Raw genomic sequence first — 16,577 nt, 5'->3', positions numbered from 1 at the left:
GGCCGCTCAAGGGAAGCTGCTCTAATCCTGCTGCGATTCCAGCTCCAGCGCCAGCTCTTCCCACTCCACCAGCGCTCTCGCATGCTTGGCTCGCAGCACATCGAGCGCCGCCGCGGCCTTCTGCGCCGCATCCGGAGTCGTGAAGACGGCCATCGCCGCCTCTGCCGCTTCGATCTCGGCTTCGATCTTCGGGATGACCTCTTCGGCCTCGCGCACCTGCTCTTCCAGCAGACGCAGCTTGATCGGGTTCAGCCGCTTTACCGGCGGAGTCTTCACCACGGGCGCGGGCGCGGCCACAACCGGTGCGGCCACCGGAGCAGGCGCGGCGACGAACGATGCGGCCGTCTTCTCCGGCCCGCCGGCCTTGCGGTAGAGGTAGTCCTCGTAGTTGCCCGGATAGATATGCACGCGGCGGTCTTCGACCTCGAAGACCTTGGTCGCAAGTCCTTCGATGAAGTAGCGATCGTGGCTGACGAACAAGACCGTGCCGCTGAACTTGCGGATGGCGTCGAGCAGCACGTCCTTCGCGCGCAGGTCCAGGTGGTTGGTCGGCTCGTCCAGCAGCAGCATGTTCGCCGGCGAGACCAGCATCTTCGCCATCGCGTAGCGGTTGCGTTCGCCGCCCGAGAGCACGCCGAGCTTCTTGAACACGTCGTCGCCCGAGAACATGAAGCAGCCCAGCAGGCTGCGCAGGTCGGTCTGCGGCACCTTCGGCGCGATGCCGCTGATGTCGTCGAGCATCTCGGCGTTGCCGTCGAGCACCTTGTACTGGTCCTGCGCGAAGTAGTCCGCGAGCACGTTATGGCCGAGCTTCACCGTGCCGGAGGTCGGCTCTTCGAGCTTCGCCAGCATGCGGATCAGCGTCGATTTACCCGCGCCGTTCGCGCCCACCAGCGCGATGCGGTCGCCGCGTTCGATCGTGAAGGTCAGGTCTTCGAGGATGCGCTTGGTCCCGCCGTCCTTCGCCGGATAGACCTTCGTCAGGTTCTGTACGTCGATGACCGTGCGGCCGGATGCCGGCGGTTGCGGAATCGTGAAGTGAATCGTCGACTCCTCCTCCGGCACCACGATGCGCTCGATCTTTTCAAGCTCCTTCATCCGCGACTGCACCTGCTTGGCCTTGGTCGCCTGCGCGCGGAAGCGGTTGATGAACGACTCCAGGTGCTCGATCTGGTCCTGCTGATTCTTGTACGCGGACATCAGCTGCGTGCGGCGTTCTTCCTTTTGTTTCAGATACTTCTCGTAGTTGCCGAAGTAGAAGTGCGCGCGCTTGTTCCAGATCTCGACCGTCTTGTTGACGGTGACGTCGAGGAAGTAGCGATCGTGCGAGATCAGCACGAAGGCGTTCTCGTAGTTGCGGAGATAGTTCTCCAGCCACTCGCGGGTCTCGAGGTCCAGGTGATTGGTCGGCTCGTCGAGCAGCAGCAGCGACGGCTTCTGCAGCAGCAGCTTGGCCAGCGCGATGCGCATCTGCCAGCCGCCAGAGAACTCCTCCGTGCGCCGCTCCCACTCCTCCTTGCCGAAGCCCAACCCGCCCAGCACGGTGCCAACCTGATAGTCCAGGGTATAGATGTCGTGCGCGTGCATCAGCTCGGTGATGTGCGAGTAGCGGTCGGCGGCGGCCTGGTAGGCGGCGCTGGCCGGGTCGTGCTCGGCGAGCTGGTGGCTCAGCGCCTCGGCCTCCGTCTCAAGCCCGCGCAGGTCGTCGAAGACCGAAAGGCACTCCTCGAAGACGCTCTTGCCGCGCAGCGCCAGGCCGTCCTGCGGCAGGTACCCGAGCGTCATGCCCTTCTGGCGCGAGACCGTTCCGTAGTCCAGCCCGTCGATTCCCGCCAGCACCTTCAGCAGCGTCGACTTGCCCGTGCCGTTGCCGCCGACGAGACCGGTGCGCTCGTCCGGCGTAATCAGCCAGTTCACATCTTCGTACAGCAGTTTTTGGCCGAATCGCTTGCCGGCCCCTGAGAGTTGTAGCATGAGCTTCTATCTTCTCATTGTTGGCCGAAACCGCGCGGGCTGCATCTCATAGGTTGAGACCGCGCATGAACGACACGTCCACCCCCTCTCCGCTCCCCACCCGCTCGCCACGACGTGCGGGCCTGCCCCTGCGTGCGTGGTATGCGCTCGGAGCGGTTGCACTGACGGTGTTGAGTGCATTGGCTTTCACGGCGGCATGGGTGGTTCGCCGCGCTGAGCCGGAGGCGCGCCGCCTCGTCATCGAGACGCTCTCCGACCGTCTGCATACGCGGGTGGAACTCGACCAGTTGCATGTCTCGCTGCTGCACGGCATGGGCGGACTGCAGGTTACAGGCTCGGGACTGCGCATTGAATCGATCGACGGCAGCGGCCGCCCGGCCACATCCGGCGTTCCGATGCTGACGGTCGAGGGCTTCGCCTTTCGCACCAGCCTCGGCACCCTGTTGCACGACACGCCGGGCGCCATCGACGTCTTCGCCACGAATGCCATCGTCACGCTGCCGGCCGCGTCCAGCGCCGCGCAACCGGTGAAGCTGAAGCCGCTTCCCGGCATCCTGCTGGTGCATGACGTCGTCGTTACGGGAGCGAAGATCGTGTTTGAACCCGCCCAGCCCGGCGCGGAGCCGGTGGAGTACGATCTGCGCGAGGTGCGGCTCGCGGACCGGGGCGACGGCCATGCCTTCGCCTACACCGGAACGGTTGTGGGGGCGGGGCTGATCCCCGACGTTCACGCGAGCGGAGATCTCGGCCCGTGGCTGCCTTCCTCGCCCAGAGATACCCCGATCGACGGCAGCTATCGCTTCGAAAAGGGGGATCTGCGGGCGATTGCGGGACTCTCGGGTACGGTGGCCTCGACCGGCAGCTTCCACGGAACGGTCAGCCAGATTGCCGCCGAGGCGGACGTCGAGATCCCCGACTTCGCGCTTGCCATCAGCGCGCATCCCGTTTCTTTGCATGTACATGCCCAGGTGTTGGTCGACTGCGCGACGGGCAGTGCGATCATTGCGTCGAGTACGACGACGTTTCTCCACACCTCGATCGCCGCGACCGGAACCGTTACGCGCGCGCCTGAAGGCTTCGCGGTCGAGGCCGACAAGCAAATTCAAGGGCGCAGCGAGGACATGCTGGTCCTGTTTTCGAAGGCGCGCACGCCGGTGATGAGCGGCGCGCTGGAATACAAAGGCCACCTGAGCGTGCCGCCGGGCCAGACGAACGTCATCACCCGCGCGCACGCCCGTGGCGTGGCCGCGATTCGAGGCGCCGCCTGGGCGGACAGGGCGATGCAGCAGCAGATCGACGCCGTCAGCCAGCGCGCGCAGGGCAAGGCCGAGGTGGCGAAGGGCGACCCGAGGAAGATTCCCGTTGCGACCTCCGACGTGACCATGCAGGTCGCCATCGACAACGGCGTGATGAGCCTGACGCACGTGGTTGACAGCATGCCGGGCGCGTCGGTCGTCATGCAGGGCACGTACGCGCTGATCGGCGGACGGGTGGATATGCACGGCGTCGCCCGGACGGCGGCCCGCGCATCGCAGCTTACGACGGGCTGGAAGAGTCTGCTGCTGAAGCCCGTCGACCCGCTCTTCAGCAAGCACGGCGCAGGGGCGGAGGTGCCGGTGAAGATGACCGGCGACCTTGCGCACCCGGCCTTCGGTACCGACTTCAAGAATCGCGGCGAGGATCAGCGGAAGACGGAGAAGATCGTGACGGTGCAGAAGAAGTAGCTATTACGCTTCGCCCAAACGCCTTTAAGCTTCGCCGGAACGCCTGTCATCCGACCCAAAATGCTTGTCATCCTGAGCGGAGCGAAGGACCTGCTTCACCTGAAGTGGCGATGGCGCCACCGGGAAACAGCAGATCCTTCGCTACGCTCAGGATGACAGGTTCGGCAGGATGACAGGTTCGCTCAGGATGACAGGCCATTCGGGGAATGGACTTTTACTGCTGGCGTCCACCCGGCGCAGGCATCGGCGCCACCGCCTGGCTGCAATGTCCCGCCGCATCGCAGGCGCGGACGCCGATGAAGACATTATCCTTCGACACGGGAATCGTGGCGGAGAACGCGCCGGACTTCGTCGTGGGGTCCATGTACTTCGCTGCATCTCCCGCGTACTCCCAGTCGGAGGCGGCGGTCTGGCGCCAGACGATCTGGTAGCGAACCTCGCCGGAGGCGGCCAGCGGCGCCTCCCAGGTGATCGTCGTGTCCAGGTGATACGGCGGGTTGGTCACGTAGACCTTCTGCGGGATGCCCGGCGAGCTGGCCAGCGTCGCGAGCGTCGCCATGTTCAGCCGCGCGACCTGCGCGATGTATTTGAAGTCGTCGAACTGCAGCAGGTCGCCGTACTGCACGCCGTTTTCGACGCGCGGCGTCTGGTGCTGGTGGTGGAAGTCCTCGCGCCACTCCGTGAAGCGCACCGCGGCGAAGCCCTCTGCATTGAATGACTTATGGTCGCCGCCGCGACCGAAGCGGTCCAGCCGCAGCTCCATCACCGGGGCAAAGGTTCCGTAGGCCTGCTTGCGGACGGCTGGGGCGAAGTAGGTGCGGGCGGTGTCGACGACCTCGCGGGCAAGTTCGCGGGATGGCGTGTCGTTGTCCGCGCCGACGGCGAGCGCCGCCTGAATCTCGGCCAGCGGCAGGGTCGGTAGAATGCCCTGCGCGAAGACGCGGACGGCGGTCTTATCCTGCAGCGTGTCGCCCGGCGTGGTGTTGCCGCCGACGATGTCGTTGTTCAGCACGCCTTCGAGCTCCCAGCCCTCGGCCTTCGCCAACTTCGCGAAGTGCGCGCTGCCGATCAGCCCCTGCTCTTCGCCCGCGACGGTGACGAAGACGATGGTCGCGGGAAACTTGTACTGGCTCAGCACGCGCGCGTTCTCCATGCTGACGGCCGAGCCGCTGGAGTCGTCGTTGGCGCCCGGCGCCGCGTCATGGTCGTTCATCACGTCGCTTTCGATCGTGTCGTAGTGGCCGGTGACGAGGTAGATGCGCTTCGCCTGCGCCGGATCGGTCCCACGCAGGACGGCATAGACGTTGCGCAGGATCGTCGGCTTGCGGATGCGCGCGTTCGCGCCCGGCAGCGGCTCCTGGGTGAACTCGTCGACCTTCACTTCGAGGCATCCGCCGCAGGCCTTGCTGTACTCCTCGAACTGTCCCTTGATGTACTCGGTCGCGGCTGCGATGCCGGTGCCGGGCGCCAGATCGGTCTCCATCGAAGAGAGCGTGTTGCGCGTCTTGAAGCTGACCAGCTTCTCGATGTTCGCCTTGATCCGCGCGTCCGAGACCTTCGTGAGCGCGACGGCGATCTTCGGGTCGACGGGCATCTTCGCCAGTGGTGCGCCGGTCATCACGTAGTCGCGCTTCACTGGCTGCTGCGCGTGCGTGGGCAGGTTCAGCAACAACAGGGCGGCAGGCAGAAGAACGAGAGGGTTACGATTCGGCAGGAACATGCTTGACCTTTTCCGCAGCGTGAAGTCGATTGATTCGAGGGTATACCATCGGCCTCTATGAATCCTTCGCCCGAAGAGTTCGCCGCCACCTATGCCAGCCTCTCCGAGCCGGAGTTGCTCCGTACCGCGCATGCGTACGATTCCCTGACCGAGCCGGCGCAGGCTGCGCTCCGGGCCGAGTTCGCACGGCGCGAACTGGAGCCGCCCTTCATCGACGCGCCGGACGAGGGGGTCGACAGCAGTGCGCTCGTCACCATCCGCCGCTATCGCGATCACTCCGAGGCCATCGTCGCGCGTTCGCTGCTGGAGTCGGCGAGCATCCCCGTCTATCTGGCGGACGAAAACTTCGTGCGGATCGACTGGCAGATGTCGAACATGGTCGGCGGCATCCGGTTACAGGTTGCGCAGTGGGACGAGGCGGCCGCGCTCGAACTCCTCGACCAGCCCTCGCCCGGCCCCATCGACTTTGCGCCGGGCGAGAGCTTCCCGAAGCTGCACTGCCCGGTCTGTTCCTCGATCGACATCGCCTTTCGCGGGGAGTATCACGCCGTGGCGCGCACCTCCTTCCAGCTCCTCTGGCCGTTTCCGATCCTGCTGCTGCCTCTAACCCTGCTGCTGCAGGCTCTCGACCGCTGGCGGAATCCTCCGAATACCTGGTCCTGTGCGCAGTGCGGCGCACGTTGGCAGGATGTCTCCGCGGAAAATCCACCACCAACCTCGAACTTTGGTGCATAATCGTCTCTTCCACAAAACGAAATTCCCTCCGCTCGACTTCGCCGGAGGGATTTCGATTTAAGCTGTCTCGATTTAAATGGGGAGCCCGACGCAGATGCCAGAAGTGGTTACGTTTCTCGAACAGTTCCAGCCCAGCGCCGAAATCGTCGCGCGCTTTCCCGACCTGCATCCGTCGCTCGACAGGCAGGCGGCCATTCCCGAGGCCAACCGCTGCCTGTTCTGCTTCGACGCGCCTTGCATGGTGGCCTGTCCCACGCACATCGATGTGCCGCGCTTCATCAAGAAGATCGCGAGCGGCAATCTGGCCGGCTCGGCGAAGACGATCCTCGAGTCGAACGTGCTGGCGTCGAGCTGCTCGCGCGCCTGTCCGGTGACGGTGCTCTGCGAGGGCGCATGCGTGATGAACCACTACAACAAGCAGCCCATCCAGATTGGCATGCTGCAGCGCTATGCGATGGACGCTTTCCACGCAAGCGGCGCTCCTTTACCCTACGCATTGCCGCCAGAAACAGGGAAGGCCGTCGCGCTCATCGGCGCCGGTCCCGCCTCGCTCGCCTGCGCGGCCGAGCTGCGGAGGCACGGCATCGCGGCGACGATCTACGACGCGCGCCCCATGCCCGGCGGGCTGAACACCTACGGCATCGCCGAGTACAAGCTGCCGCTCGCCGAGAGCCTGCGCGAGATCGACCTGATCGCCCAGCTTGGCGTCTCATTCGAGTTCAACACACAGGTGGACGCCGCGAAGCTGGCCGAGCTTGAGGCCACGCACGACGCTGTCTTCCTCGGCATGGGGCTTGGCGCGATCCATCGGCTCGGTCTCGCGAACGAGCAGATGCCCGGCGTGACCAACGCGCTCGACTACATCGAGGGCTACAAGACCGGCGCGATTCTGACGGCGCCAGCCAGCGTCGCCGTCGTCGGCGCGGGCAATACCGCCATCGACGCGGCCAACGCCGCCGTGCGGCTCGGCGCGACCGATGTGACGATGATCTATCGCCGCGGTCCGGAGCAGATGTCCGCCTTTGACTTCGAGTATGAGCACGCGAAGCAGGAGGGCGTGCAGTTCCTCTGGCACGTGCAGCCGACCGCGATCGTAGGCGAGGACAAGGTCGAAGGCCTGACGCTCAGTATGCTCGAGGCAAGCGCGGACGGCTCGCTGATTCCCATCGCGGGCTCGGAGTTCACGCTGCCGGTCGACCTGATCGTGCTCGCCATCGGCCAGGCAACGCACACGGCTTTTCTGACCGAGCAGGGCACGGTGAAGACCGAGCGCGGCCGCATCCTGATCGATCGCGCTACCGGCCAGACGAGCAACCCCAGGTACTTCGCCGGCGGAGACTGCACCAACGGCGGCCGCGAGGTCGTCGACGCAGTGGCCGACGGCAAGCGCGCGGGCATCGGCATCGCCGCGTCTTTGAAATCGATGGGGGAGTCGGCGCCGGCATGAACCAGATCAACGTCATCGCGCCCTACAAGTACCTCGGCATCTGGGTCTTCGACGACCCGAAGAAGGGGCTTGTGCAGGAGGCCTTCGTCGGCGGCGCGGATACGATCCTCGACCTGCTCACGCAGAGCATACCGCATGCGGAGAAGGGCTTCGTGCTGCTCTTTTCGAGCCACGTCTTTCCCGGCTTCCAGCATCATCTGACCTGGCGCCGGGAAGAGAAGGGCGGCAACGTCTACTGCGTCTCCGACCTCAAGCTCGAGGGCTGGCTCTGCCCGGCCCTGCTGCGTTACTTCGGCCACGCGCCCGCGGAACTCTTCATCCAGTTGAAATCCCTGCCAGCCGAGCACAAGCATGCTCCGGAGACGTACTGATGCCTACCCTCGAAAATACCTTTGCCGGAATCAAGTGTCTGAACCCCTTCTGGCTCGCCTCCGCGCCGCCCACCAACTGCGGCGAACAGATCATGCGCGCCTTCGACGCGGGCTGGGGCGGCGCCGTGTGGAAGACGATCGGCGACCCGGTCACCAACGTCAGCTCGCGCTATTCGTCGATCGACTGGGCCGGACAGCGCATGATGGGCTTCAATAACATCGAGCTCATCAGCGACCGTCCCATCGAGACCAACCTGCGCGAGATCGCCGAGGCCAAGCGCCGCTATCCGAAGCACGCGGTCATCGCGTCGCTGATGGTCGAGTCGAAGCGCGAGGTGTGGCACGACATGGTGAAGCGCGCCGAAGAGGCCGGGGCCGATGGCCTGGAGCTGAACTTCGGCTGTCCGCATGGCATGAGCGAACGCGGCATGGGCTCGGCCGTGGGCCAGGTGCCGGAGTACTGCGAGCAGATCAGCTACTGGGTGAAGGAGGTCGCGCGCACGCCGGTCATCGTGAAGCTGACGCCGAACATCACCGACATCCGCATGTCCGCGCGCGCAGCCAAACGCGCCGGCGCCGATGCGCTCTCGGCCATCAACACGATCAACTCCATCACGGGCATCGACCTCGACACCTTCACGCCGAACCCCAATGTCGACGGCAAATCAAGCCACGGCGGCTACTGCGGCCCGGCGGTGAAGCCCATCGCGTTGAACATGGTGCAGCAGATCCAGTCGGACGCGCTCTCCGTGCTGCCGCTCTCGGGCATCGGCGGCATCGGCTCCTGGCGCGATGCGGCGGAGTTCATCCTGCTGGGCTGCGGCAATGTGCAGGTCTGTACGGCGGCCATGCACTACGGCTACCGCATCGTCGAGGACATGGCCGACGGCCTGCTCGAATGGATGGCCTCGAAGGGCTTCGAGACGATCGAGGACTTCCGCGGCCTCTCGCTGCCGAACGTGAAGGAGTGGAAGCAGCTCAACATCAACTCGCGCATCGTGGCGAACATCCACGCGGACAAGTGCATCGGCTGCCAGCTCTGCTACACCGCCTGCTGGGACGGCGCGCATCAGTGCATCCACGTCGACCGGACCGAAGGCGGCCTGGACCAGCCGGTCCTGGGCACCGACCCGCGCTACGCACAGCACGAGGCCAACCCGCACGGCAAGCCCACGCCCGCGCAGGTCATCGGCCTGTCGAACAAGTCCGTCACGATGACGCCGATCCCGAAGCTCGACCTCGGCGGCGTTGGTTCAGGTTCGGGCGGCACGCCGCTCTCCCGCATCCCGCGCGTGGATGTGGATGAGTGCGTGGGCTGCAACCTGTGCTCGCTCGTCTGCCCCGTGCCGGACTGCATCACGATGGATAAGGTGGAGACGGGGTTGCCGCCGCAGAGCTGGGAGGAAAGAGTGGCCAGCAGAGCGGCGACCGCTCAATAACAATGCAGTGTTAAGGGCACGGCTTCAGCCGTGCCTCCAATCACTTCGGTGTATCGCGGCTTTAGCCACTGAGTTACGCTTTTTTTTGAGGTGCAACGAATGAGACTCGAGATCAAAGGTTTGACCGCAGCAGCCGGTCGTTTTACCTCGATATGGGGGTGGTACGTGTCTGGCTTCAAATCAGACCATCACTGTCAGGCTTGCTTCAGAGGCTCATTGGCCAGCGGCATCAGCAAGGATATGCTCGACTGCGACTCTCTTGCTCTGCGTACAGATGTTCCCTACTTTTACCTCTGTGCGTTGGGTCGACCAAGAAGTGCCGAGTCGAATGTACATCTTGTCGTGCGGCCACAACAAGGTGCGATGGCGAGCGTTGGATCACTGTATGGTGCGACCTTCACGATTCACGATGCCATCGCAATTCGCATCAGAAATCTTCCAAAGGGTTGGCATCGGTTGGGAGATGAATTCACACAATGCCCAAACTTTCAATTTGCCGTTCAGACATACGGCTATCCACTTCCGGATGGAACTCTCGATAAAGGTGAAAGCTAGTATGGGAATCCTGATCCAGCACGGCACAGTCGTCAACGCAGACTCCACCATCCAGGCCGACGTCCTTATCGAAGGCGAGAAGATCGCAGCCGTTGGCCCTGACCTGCCAACAGCAGGCCACACGCTGGTGGACGCCACCGGCCTGCTCGTGATGCCCGGCGGCATCGATGTCCACACTCATTTGGACATGCCCTTCGGCGGCACGACCTCGGCGGACGACTACTTCACAGGCACACGCGCCGCGGCCATCGGCGGGACGACCACGGTGATTGATTTTGCACTGCAATCGCGCGGGCACACGCTTGCAGAAGCACTGAAGACCTGGGACAAGAAGGCCGAGGGCAAGGCGGTCATCGACTACTCGCTCCACATGGCTATTACCGATCTGAACCCCGGCGGCGGCAAGGACTTCAAGACGCTCGACGAGATGGCCGACATGGTCGCGCGCGGCATCACCAGCTTCAAGCTCTTCATGGCCTATCCCGATGTGCTGATGATCGACGACGGCCTGATGTTCCGTGTCATGCAGAAGGCGGCGGAGCTGAACGGTCTGATCCTCGTGCATGCGGAGAACGGCGCGGCCATCGACGTGATTGTGTCCCAGGCTCTGGAAGCGGGACACACCGAGCCGCACTGGCACGCGCTGACGCGTTCCGCCGAGGCAGAGGCCGAGGCCACGCACCGGGCGATCGCTCTTGCGCAGATGGCCGGCGCGACCGTCTACATCGTGCACCTCTCGAACGCTGACTCGCTGCGCGAGCTGGAAGCGGCGCAGTCGCGCGGACTGCGTGCGATCGCGGAGACTTGTACCCAGTACCTCGTGCTCTCGCGCGAGGAGCAGATGCCGGGCAAGAGCTTCGACGAGGCGAAGTACGTCTTCACCCCGCCGCTGCGCGAGAAGAAGCACCAGGCGCCGCTGTGGCAGGCGCTTGCCGATGGCTCGCTGTCTGTCGTCTCGACCGACCACTGCCCGTTCCGGTTTGAAGACCAGAAGGCGCTCGGCAAGAACGACTTTACGAAGATTCCGAACGGTGGTCCGGGCATCGAGAATCGCCTGCAGATCCTGTGGCATTATGGGGTCAACGCCGGTCTCATCACGCCGGAGCGATTCGTCGAACTCGCGGCGGCGGCGCCCGCCCGCATCTTCGGCATGACGACCAAGGGGGCCATCCAGCCGGGCAAGGACGCCGACATCCTGCTCTGGGATCCCGCAGCCGAGTACACCATCGAGGCCGCGACGCAGGCGATGAACACCGACTACAGCATGTTCGAAGGCTGGAAGATCAAGGGCAACGTCGCGAAGGTCTACTCGCGCGGCGAGCTGGTCGTCGATCGAAACAAATTCCTCGGCGAGGCAGGCAGAGGCAAGTTCCTGCACCGCAAAGCCAATGCAGGAGGCCTGTCATAGCCACCGACCTGACCCACTCGGAACTCGTCGACGCCCGCATCGTCAACCCGGACCCGCGCCTGTACAACGAGGACCTGGCGCCGACCTCTCCCGCGCGCCGCACGTGGAGCACCTACAACTACATCGCGCTGTGGTTCGCGATGTCGATGGAGGTGACGACCTACATGCTCGCCTCGTCGCTGATCGCTGGCGGCATGAACTGGAAGCAGGCCGTCGGGACGATCCTGCTCGGCAACCTCATCGTACTTATCCCCATGGTGCTGAACGCGCACGCGGGCGCCAAGTACGGCATCCCGTTTCCGGTCTTTGTGCGCGCCAGCTTCGGCACGACCGGCGCGAACATTCCGGCAGTGCTGCGGGCCATCGTCGCATGCGGATGGTTTGGCATTCAGTCGTGGATCGGCGGCCAGTCGATCGCGGCGATGATCAACGTGCTCGCGCCTGCGACCGTCGCGATGCCTGCGGTGATCTGGGTCTGCTTCCTCGGCTTCTGGGCGCTGAACATGTTCGTCGTGTGGCGCGGCGTGGAGTCGATCCGCTTCCTCCAAGGCATCTCCGCGCCGTTCCTGCTGGTCATGTCGCTGGTGCTGCTGGCGTTCATGGTGTCGAAGGCCGGCGGCTTCGGGCCGATGCTTTCGGCGCCGAGCCACTTCACGAGCACGAGCGCGGGCTGGCGCTTCTTCTTCCTCTCACTGACAGGCATGGTTGGGTACTGGGCGACGCTCTCGTTGAACATCCCGGACTTTACGCGGTACGCGAAGTCGCAGGAGTCGCAGATCGTCGGCCAAGCCTTCGGTCTGCCGGTGGCGATGACGCTCTACAGTTTCATCGGCATCGCGTGTACATCGGCCTCGACCGTGGTCTTCGGCGAGCCGATCTGGAGTCCGATCACGCTGCTCGGCCGCTTCCACCAGCCGCTGATCGCCTTCCTCGCGCTCGTCAGCATCCTGATCGCGACGCTGAACGTGAACATCGGCGCCAACGTCGTCGGGCCTTCGAACGACTTTTCGAACCTCAACCCGCGCCTCATCAGCTTCCGCACCGGAGGCCTGATGACCGGCTGCATCGGCCTGTTGATGATGCCGTGGAAGCTGATGGCCAGCCACACGAACTACATCGGCTGGCTGGTCGGCTACTCCGGCCTGCTGGGCCCGGTCGCGGGCATCATGGTTGCGGATTACTTCTTTATCCGCAACAAGGTGCTCGATGTGAACTCGCTTTATCAACGCTCGGACGTGTATGGGTATGTATCGGGCTTCAACCCGCGTGCGATTGTGGCGCTGGTTTGCGGTGTGTTCGCGGCTTTGATTGGGGAGATCGTGCCGACGTTGAAGCCGCTGTTTGACTATGCTTGGTTTGTGGGGTTCTTCCTATCTGGCGCGCTGTACGTTGCGCTGATGCCTAAAGCCGCCCTTTCGGCAGGGAGGTCACAGTGAACTATGAGGTTTGTCGTAGCCCTGAAAATGGTTTTCTTGGTCTACAAATCACTCAAACAGAATTCGATTCTCTGATGCGTGCTCAGAAGACGATAAAGGCAGTTTCAGATATTGAATTTCGCTATGATATGTTGCTCGGTAATTTTCTTGATCTTCAACGGATGACGTTTGAGATCATCGCCAGTTCGACACTACGCTACAAGCCTGACATGAACTCCCTTTTGCTCCCTTTGGTGCCCATCGGGCGTGTCTTTCAAAACTTTCTTTCAACGGCTAGCGCCTATGTCGGGCAGTTCAGATCCAGCGCGCTGAAATCTCTCAAGCAAGGTGCAAACCTTATCGTGGAACAAGAGCGGGACAGAAGCTTTGAGTTTCGCGTAATGGAGAGTCTGCGGAATCATGCTATGCATAAAGGGCTGCCAGTGCGATCGTATCGGCCACATGGAGGGTGGGAAAATATTACAGACCCAAAGCTTGCAAAGCGAAAAGAACGTATGGCCATTTCGTTGAGTGTGGAAGATCTCTTGCAGGACCCTCGTTCTAGCAGTGATGTATTGCAAGAACTCAAGCAAAGAAATCCTAATGACATCGATCTGCTTGCATGGTCGAAGCATTACCTGGAGAGCTTATCCAAGATTCACATCGGAATTCGTGAACTGATGAAAGATGAGGAAAATCAAGCTAGGAGTCTGAGAGCCGCTGCGGTCACACGATTTGCTGAACTTAATGGCAAGCTCCATATGGATTTTGTCTTAGCAACAGAGAAAGACAGCTCTGGCAATGTCTGCCGTGAAACTTATTTGAATCCTCAATTGGAAAACTTGGTTGATTCTTTACGATCTAGGAATAAAGCGCTCGGCGCGTACTCGCGTGTCGAAATCGTTGTTTGAGCGTCCCTGTAACTTCACTTAGATAGGCAAAGTTTGAGCGACAGCAACCATTTTCTTGAAAGGCCGTACCCATGAGCACCGAATCAACACTCACCACGCAGGAAGTCGTCGACATCACCCGCACCACGAACTACGGCACATGGCGTTTCCAGAAAGGCTGGAATCCCATGCACATCGTCGACGCCAAGGACTGCACGATCACCGACGCGGCCGGCAAGACCTACCTCGACTTCAGCTCGCAGCTCATGTGCATGAACCTCGGGCATAAGAACGAGGCCGTCATCGCGAGCATCGCAAAGCAGGCGCAGGATCTGGCCTATGCGATGCCCGGTTACGCGACGACGGCGCGCGCGGAGCTCTCGAAGCTGCTGCTCGAAGTGCTGCCCAAGGGGCTGAACAAGTTCTTCTTCACGACGTCCGGCACCGATGCGAACGAGGCCGCCTTCAAGATCGCGCGCATGTACACGGGCAAGACGAAGATCATCGCGCGGTATCGTTCGTACCATGGGTCTACCTCTGGAAGCATTGCTGCGACCGGCGATCCGCGCCGCTGGGCGATGGAGCCGCGCGGCAAGCAGCAGGGCGTCATCTTCGCGCCGGAGGTGAACTGCTTCCGCTGTCCGATCAAGCACACCTACCCGCAGTGCGGCATCGCGTGCGCGGACTACCTCGAGCACATGATCCGCAACGAGTCGGACGTGGCCGCCGTGCTGGTCGAGCCCATCGTCGGGACCAACGGCGTGCTGGTGCCGCCAGACGAGTACATGCCGAAGCTACGCAAGATCTGCGACGAGTACGGCGTACTGCTGATCGCCGACGAGGTCATGACGGGCTGGGGACGCACGGGCAAGTGGTTCGCGATGGAGCACTGGGGCGTGACGCCCGACATTCTGACGACGGCCAAGGGCATCACCTCGGCGTATGTGCCGCTTGGGCTTTGCGCGACGAGCGAGAAGATCGGCGACTTCTTCCAGGATCACTACTTCGCGCACGGCCACACGTACGAGGCGCATCCGATGACGCTTGCGCCGGGCACGGCGACGATCAACGAGATGAAGCGGTTAAACCTCGTCGAGCGCGCGGCCGACTTCGCGCCGTACGTGCAGGAGCGGCTCGAAGCCATCAAGGCGAAGCATCCGAGCGTCGGCGATGTGCGCGGCAAGGGGCTGTTCTGGGCGGTCGATCTGGTGAAGAATCGGACGACCAGGGAGCCGTTCAACACGTACGCGGACAAGGTCTCGGGCAAGCCGCTGCTGGTGGATCAGATCGCGGGCAAGTGTCTGGCCGAGGGCGTCATTATTCAGGCCTGGGTCTCGCACTTCGTCATCGCGCCGCCGCTGATCGTGACGAAGGAGGAACTCGACCACGGTCTCGACATGCTGGACAAGCATCTCGCCATCGCCGATGCGCTGGTGGAGGCCGACGCTCCGCTGGTTGTGGTCGAGGTCGCGTCTTCAGTCACCTCCGACAGCTAGAGCGGATTGCATCATGGTGTAGAGCAGAACAAGCAACAGCAAAGGGCAAAGCAGATCCTTCGCTCCGCTCAGGATGACAAACAGGGAGTGCGGGCGCCCCATGTCTCGATTCTGAGACATGGGGTTTTCAGTGCCGATTCTTTCAAGATCGCGGCCTATCGGAGGCCGATGGCGAACGATATGACACCCACGGCGATGACTACGATCCCTGGCGGCAGCTTCCAGATCGTCAGGCCGAGAGACGCCGCCAGCACCACGGCAAGGTCTACGCCGGTGTGGACGCTGCCGCTCCAGACCGGACGGATCAGCGCCGCGCCCAGTACGCCGACCACCGCCGCGTTGACCCCCGCAAGCGCTTGGCTGAACCGCGGCCGAGCGCGCAACTCCGTCCAGAAGGGAAGCACAGTCGAGACCAGCAGCAGGCCGGGAAGAAAGATTCCCGCCAACGCAACCAGTCCGGCGGCGAGGCGTTGCGATGCAGTTCCCCGACACACCGCGGCTCCGAGGTATGCGGCGAAGGTGAAGAGCGGTCCCGGCAGAGCCTGGGCGGCGCCGTACCCGGCCAGAAACGCCGGCTGTCCGATCCAGCCGCGTGCCACGACCGCGGATTCCAGCGCCGGCAACACCACGTGTCCTCCGCCGAAGACGAGCGCGCCAGCCTGATAGAACCGAAGAAAGACCGCGGGAGTCGTAGCGCCGGCGAACGGAATCGCGGAGGCTGCAAGCAGCAGTACGAAGAGCGTGCCAGCCAGTACGGCGCCGCGCCTCGCGTCACCCATCCAACGTACACCCGAATACGGCGCAGGCTGCGGTCGGTCGCACAGAATCAGACCGGCCGCGGCGCCGAGAAGGATAGCCAGCAGCGTTCCGTATGCAGGTGGGCCAAGCAGCGCCATAGCCGCCGCAGCCAGGGCGATCAGCCAGCGCGGCCAGTCGGGCGCGAGGCTCCGCTGCATGGCCAGCGCCGCCTGCGCGACCACGGCGACTGCTGCCAACTGCAGCCCATGCAACAGCGCGCCGCCGGCTCGTCCGTTGAAGAGCAAGTGCCCAAAGGCGAACGCGAGCATCAATGCGGCGGAGGGCAGGGTGAAGCCGGTCCATGCGGCCAGGCCGCCCAGCCATCCCGCGCGTCGCAGTCCGATCGCGTAGCCGGTCTGGCTGCTGGCGGGGCCGGGCAAGGCCTGTGCCAGCGCAAGGATCTCGGCGAACTCGACCTCGGAGAGCCAGCCGCAGCGTTCGACGAACTCCGCGCGAAAGTACCCGAGGTGCGCCACTGGGCCGCCGAAGCTAGTGCAGCCCAGCCGCAGAAAGATAAGGAACACCTCCATCGGCGATCCTCGTCCCGGGGTACTTTCTGTGGCGTCAAGGCTCATACGTGGAGCTATGCTACCGGCTGGGCCTGC

13 protein-coding genes are annotated in these 16,577 nt (G+C 63.3%); 10 read left to right on the top strand and 3 right to left on the bottom strand.

What is annotated here, in order from left to right:
- Positions 1-21: 21 nt before the first annotated feature.
- A complete protein-coding gene (locus tag CHB87_RS00830; RefSeq protein WP_089406498.1) occupies positions 22-1,974 on the bottom strand; it encodes an ABC-F family ATP-binding cassette domain-containing protein in 1,953 nt (650 codons plus the stop codon).
- Positions 1,975-2,039: 65 nt separating this feature from the next.
- Here CHB87_RS00830 and CHB87_RS00825 point away from each other — a divergent pair, with 65 nt between their 5' ends.
- Positions 2,040-3,698 (top strand): hypothetical protein, encoded by a 1,659-nt coding sequence (locus CHB87_RS00825; RefSeq protein ID WP_142988142.1) that lies wholly within the window; start codon positions 2,040-2,042, stop codon positions 3,696-3,698.
- 214 nt (positions 3,699-3,912) lie between these two features.
- On the opposite strand, the gene CHB87_RS00820 is transcribed toward CHB87_RS00825, so the two are convergent.
- Positions 3,913-5,418 (bottom strand): M28 family peptidase, encoded by a 1,506-nt coding sequence (locus CHB87_RS00820; protein ID WP_089406496.1) that lies wholly within the window; start codon positions 5,416-5,418, stop codon positions 3,913-3,915.
- Positions 5,419-5,475: 57 nt separating this feature from the next.
- Here CHB87_RS00820 and CHB87_RS00815 point away from each other — a divergent pair, with 57 nt between their 5' ends.
- The 9 genes from CHB87_RS00815 to CHB87_RS00780 all read left to right on the top strand — a co-directional run bounded on the left by CHB87_RS00815 (position 5,476) and on the right by CHB87_RS00780 (position 15,174).
- Entirely contained in the window at positions 5,476-6,153 is a 678-nt protein-coding gene (locus tag CHB87_RS00815; RefSeq protein ID WP_089406495.1) for a putative signal transducing protein, read from the top strand.
- Between the two features lie 94 nt (positions 6,154-6,247).
- A complete protein-coding gene (locus CHB87_RS00810) occupies positions 6,248-7,600 on the top strand; it encodes an NAD(P)-dependent oxidoreductase (protein ID WP_089407453.1) in 1,353 nt (450 codons plus the stop codon).
- Positions 7,597-7,971, top strand: a complete 375-nt coding sequence (locus CHB87_RS00805; protein ID WP_089406494.1) for a DUF6717 family protein — start codon at positions 7,597-7,599, stop codon at positions 7,969-7,971. The genes CHB87_RS00810 and CHB87_RS00805 overlap by 4 nt, the downstream gene beginning before the upstream one ends.
- Positions 7,971-9,410, top strand: a complete 1,440-nt coding sequence (preA, locus tag CHB87_RS00800) for an NAD-dependent dihydropyrimidine dehydrogenase subunit PreA (protein ID WP_089406493.1) — start codon at positions 7,971-7,973, stop codon at positions 9,408-9,410. Before CHB87_RS00805 ends, preA begins: the two co-directional genes overlap by 1 nt.
- Positions 9,411-9,509: 99 nt before the next feature.
- Positions 9,510-9,965 carry a hypothetical protein gene (locus CHB87_RS21720; RefSeq protein ID WP_142988141.1) on the top strand — a complete coding sequence of 152 codons (456 nt, stop codon included), beginning with the start codon at positions 9,510-9,512 and terminating at the stop codon, positions 9,963-9,965.
- A 1-nt stretch (position 9,966) separates the two neighbouring features.
- Positions 9,967-11,373 (top strand): dihydropyrimidinase, encoded by a 1,407-nt coding sequence (hydA, locus tag CHB87_RS00795; protein WP_089406492.1) that lies wholly within the window; start codon positions 9,967-9,969, stop codon positions 11,371-11,373.
- Positions 11,307-12,809: an NCS1 family nucleobase:cation symporter-1 gene (locus tag CHB87_RS00790; protein ID WP_425432467.1), complete on the top strand. Its 1,503-nt coding sequence runs from the start codon at positions 11,307-11,309 to the stop codon at positions 12,807-12,809. Before hydA ends, CHB87_RS00790 begins: the two co-directional genes overlap by 67 nt.
- Entirely contained in the window at positions 12,806-13,699 is an 894-nt protein-coding gene (locus CHB87_RS00785; protein ID WP_142988140.1) for an IFT57 family protein, read from the top strand. The genes CHB87_RS00790 and CHB87_RS00785 overlap by 4 nt, the downstream gene beginning before the upstream one ends.
- A 71-nt stretch (positions 13,700-13,770) precedes the next feature.
- Entirely contained in the window at positions 13,771-15,174 is a 1,404-nt protein-coding gene (locus tag CHB87_RS00780; RefSeq protein ID WP_089406490.1) for an aminotransferase family protein, read from the top strand.
- A gap of 155 nt (positions 15,175-15,329) precedes the next feature.
- On the opposite strand, the gene chrA is transcribed toward CHB87_RS00780, so the two are convergent.
- Entirely contained in the window at positions 15,330-16,502 is a 1,173-nt protein-coding gene (gene chrA, locus CHB87_RS00775; RefSeq protein ID WP_245817739.1) for a chromate efflux transporter, read from the bottom strand.
- Between the last annotated feature and the right edge of the window lie 75 nt (positions 16,503-16,577).

The sequence above is a fragment of the Granulicella rosea genome (assembly GCF_900188085.1).
GTDB lineage: Bacteria > Acidobacteriota > Terriglobia > Terriglobales > Acidobacteriaceae > Edaphobacter > Edaphobacter rosea.
The sequence above is the reverse complement of the archived record's forward strand: the minus strand, read 5'-3'. Positions and strand labels throughout refer to the sequence as shown.

Bases quoted from the DNA above. Each gene is read 5' to 3' on its own strand.
- CHB87_RS00815 (WP_089406495.1), top strand. From the start codon at position 5,476: ATGAATCCTTCGCCCGAAGAGTTCGCCGCCACCTATGCCAGCCTCTCC.
- CHB87_RS00825 (WP_142988142.1), top strand. From the start codon at position 2,040: ATGAACGACACGTCCACCCCCTCTCCGCTCCCCACCCGCTCGCCACGA.
- CHB87_RS00810 (WP_089407453.1), top strand. From the start codon at position 6,248: ATGCCAGAAGTGGTTACGTTTCTCGAACAGTTCCAGCCCAGCGCCGAA.
- CHB87_RS00780 (WP_089406490.1), top strand. From the start codon at position 13,771: ATGAGCACCGAATCAACACTCACCACGCAGGAAGTCGTCGACATCACC.
- preA (WP_089406493.1), top strand. From the start codon at position 7,971: ATGCCTACCCTCGAAAATACCTTTGCCGGAATCAAGTGTCTGAACCCC.
- chrA (WP_245817739.1), bottom strand. From the start codon at position 16,502: ATGGAGGTGTTCCTTATCTTTCTGCGGCTGGGCTGCACTAGCTTCGGC.
- CHB87_RS21720 (WP_142988141.1), top strand. From the start codon at position 9,510: ATGAGACTCGAGATCAAAGGTTTGACCGCAGCAGCCGGTCGTTTTACC.
- CHB87_RS00805 (WP_089406494.1), top strand. From the start codon at position 7,597: ATGAACCAGATCAACGTCATCGCGCCCTACAAGTACCTCGGCATCTGG.
- hydA (WP_089406492.1), top strand. From the start codon at position 9,967: ATGGGAATCCTGATCCAGCACGGCACAGTCGTCAACGCAGACTCCACC.
- CHB87_RS00820 (WP_089406496.1), bottom strand. From the start codon at position 5,418: ATGTTCCTGCCGAATCGTAACCCTCTCGTTCTTCTGCCTGCCGCCCTG.
- CHB87_RS00830 (WP_089406498.1), bottom strand. From the start codon at position 1,974: ATGCTACAACTCTCAGGGGCCGGCAAGCGATTCGGCCAAAAACTGCTG.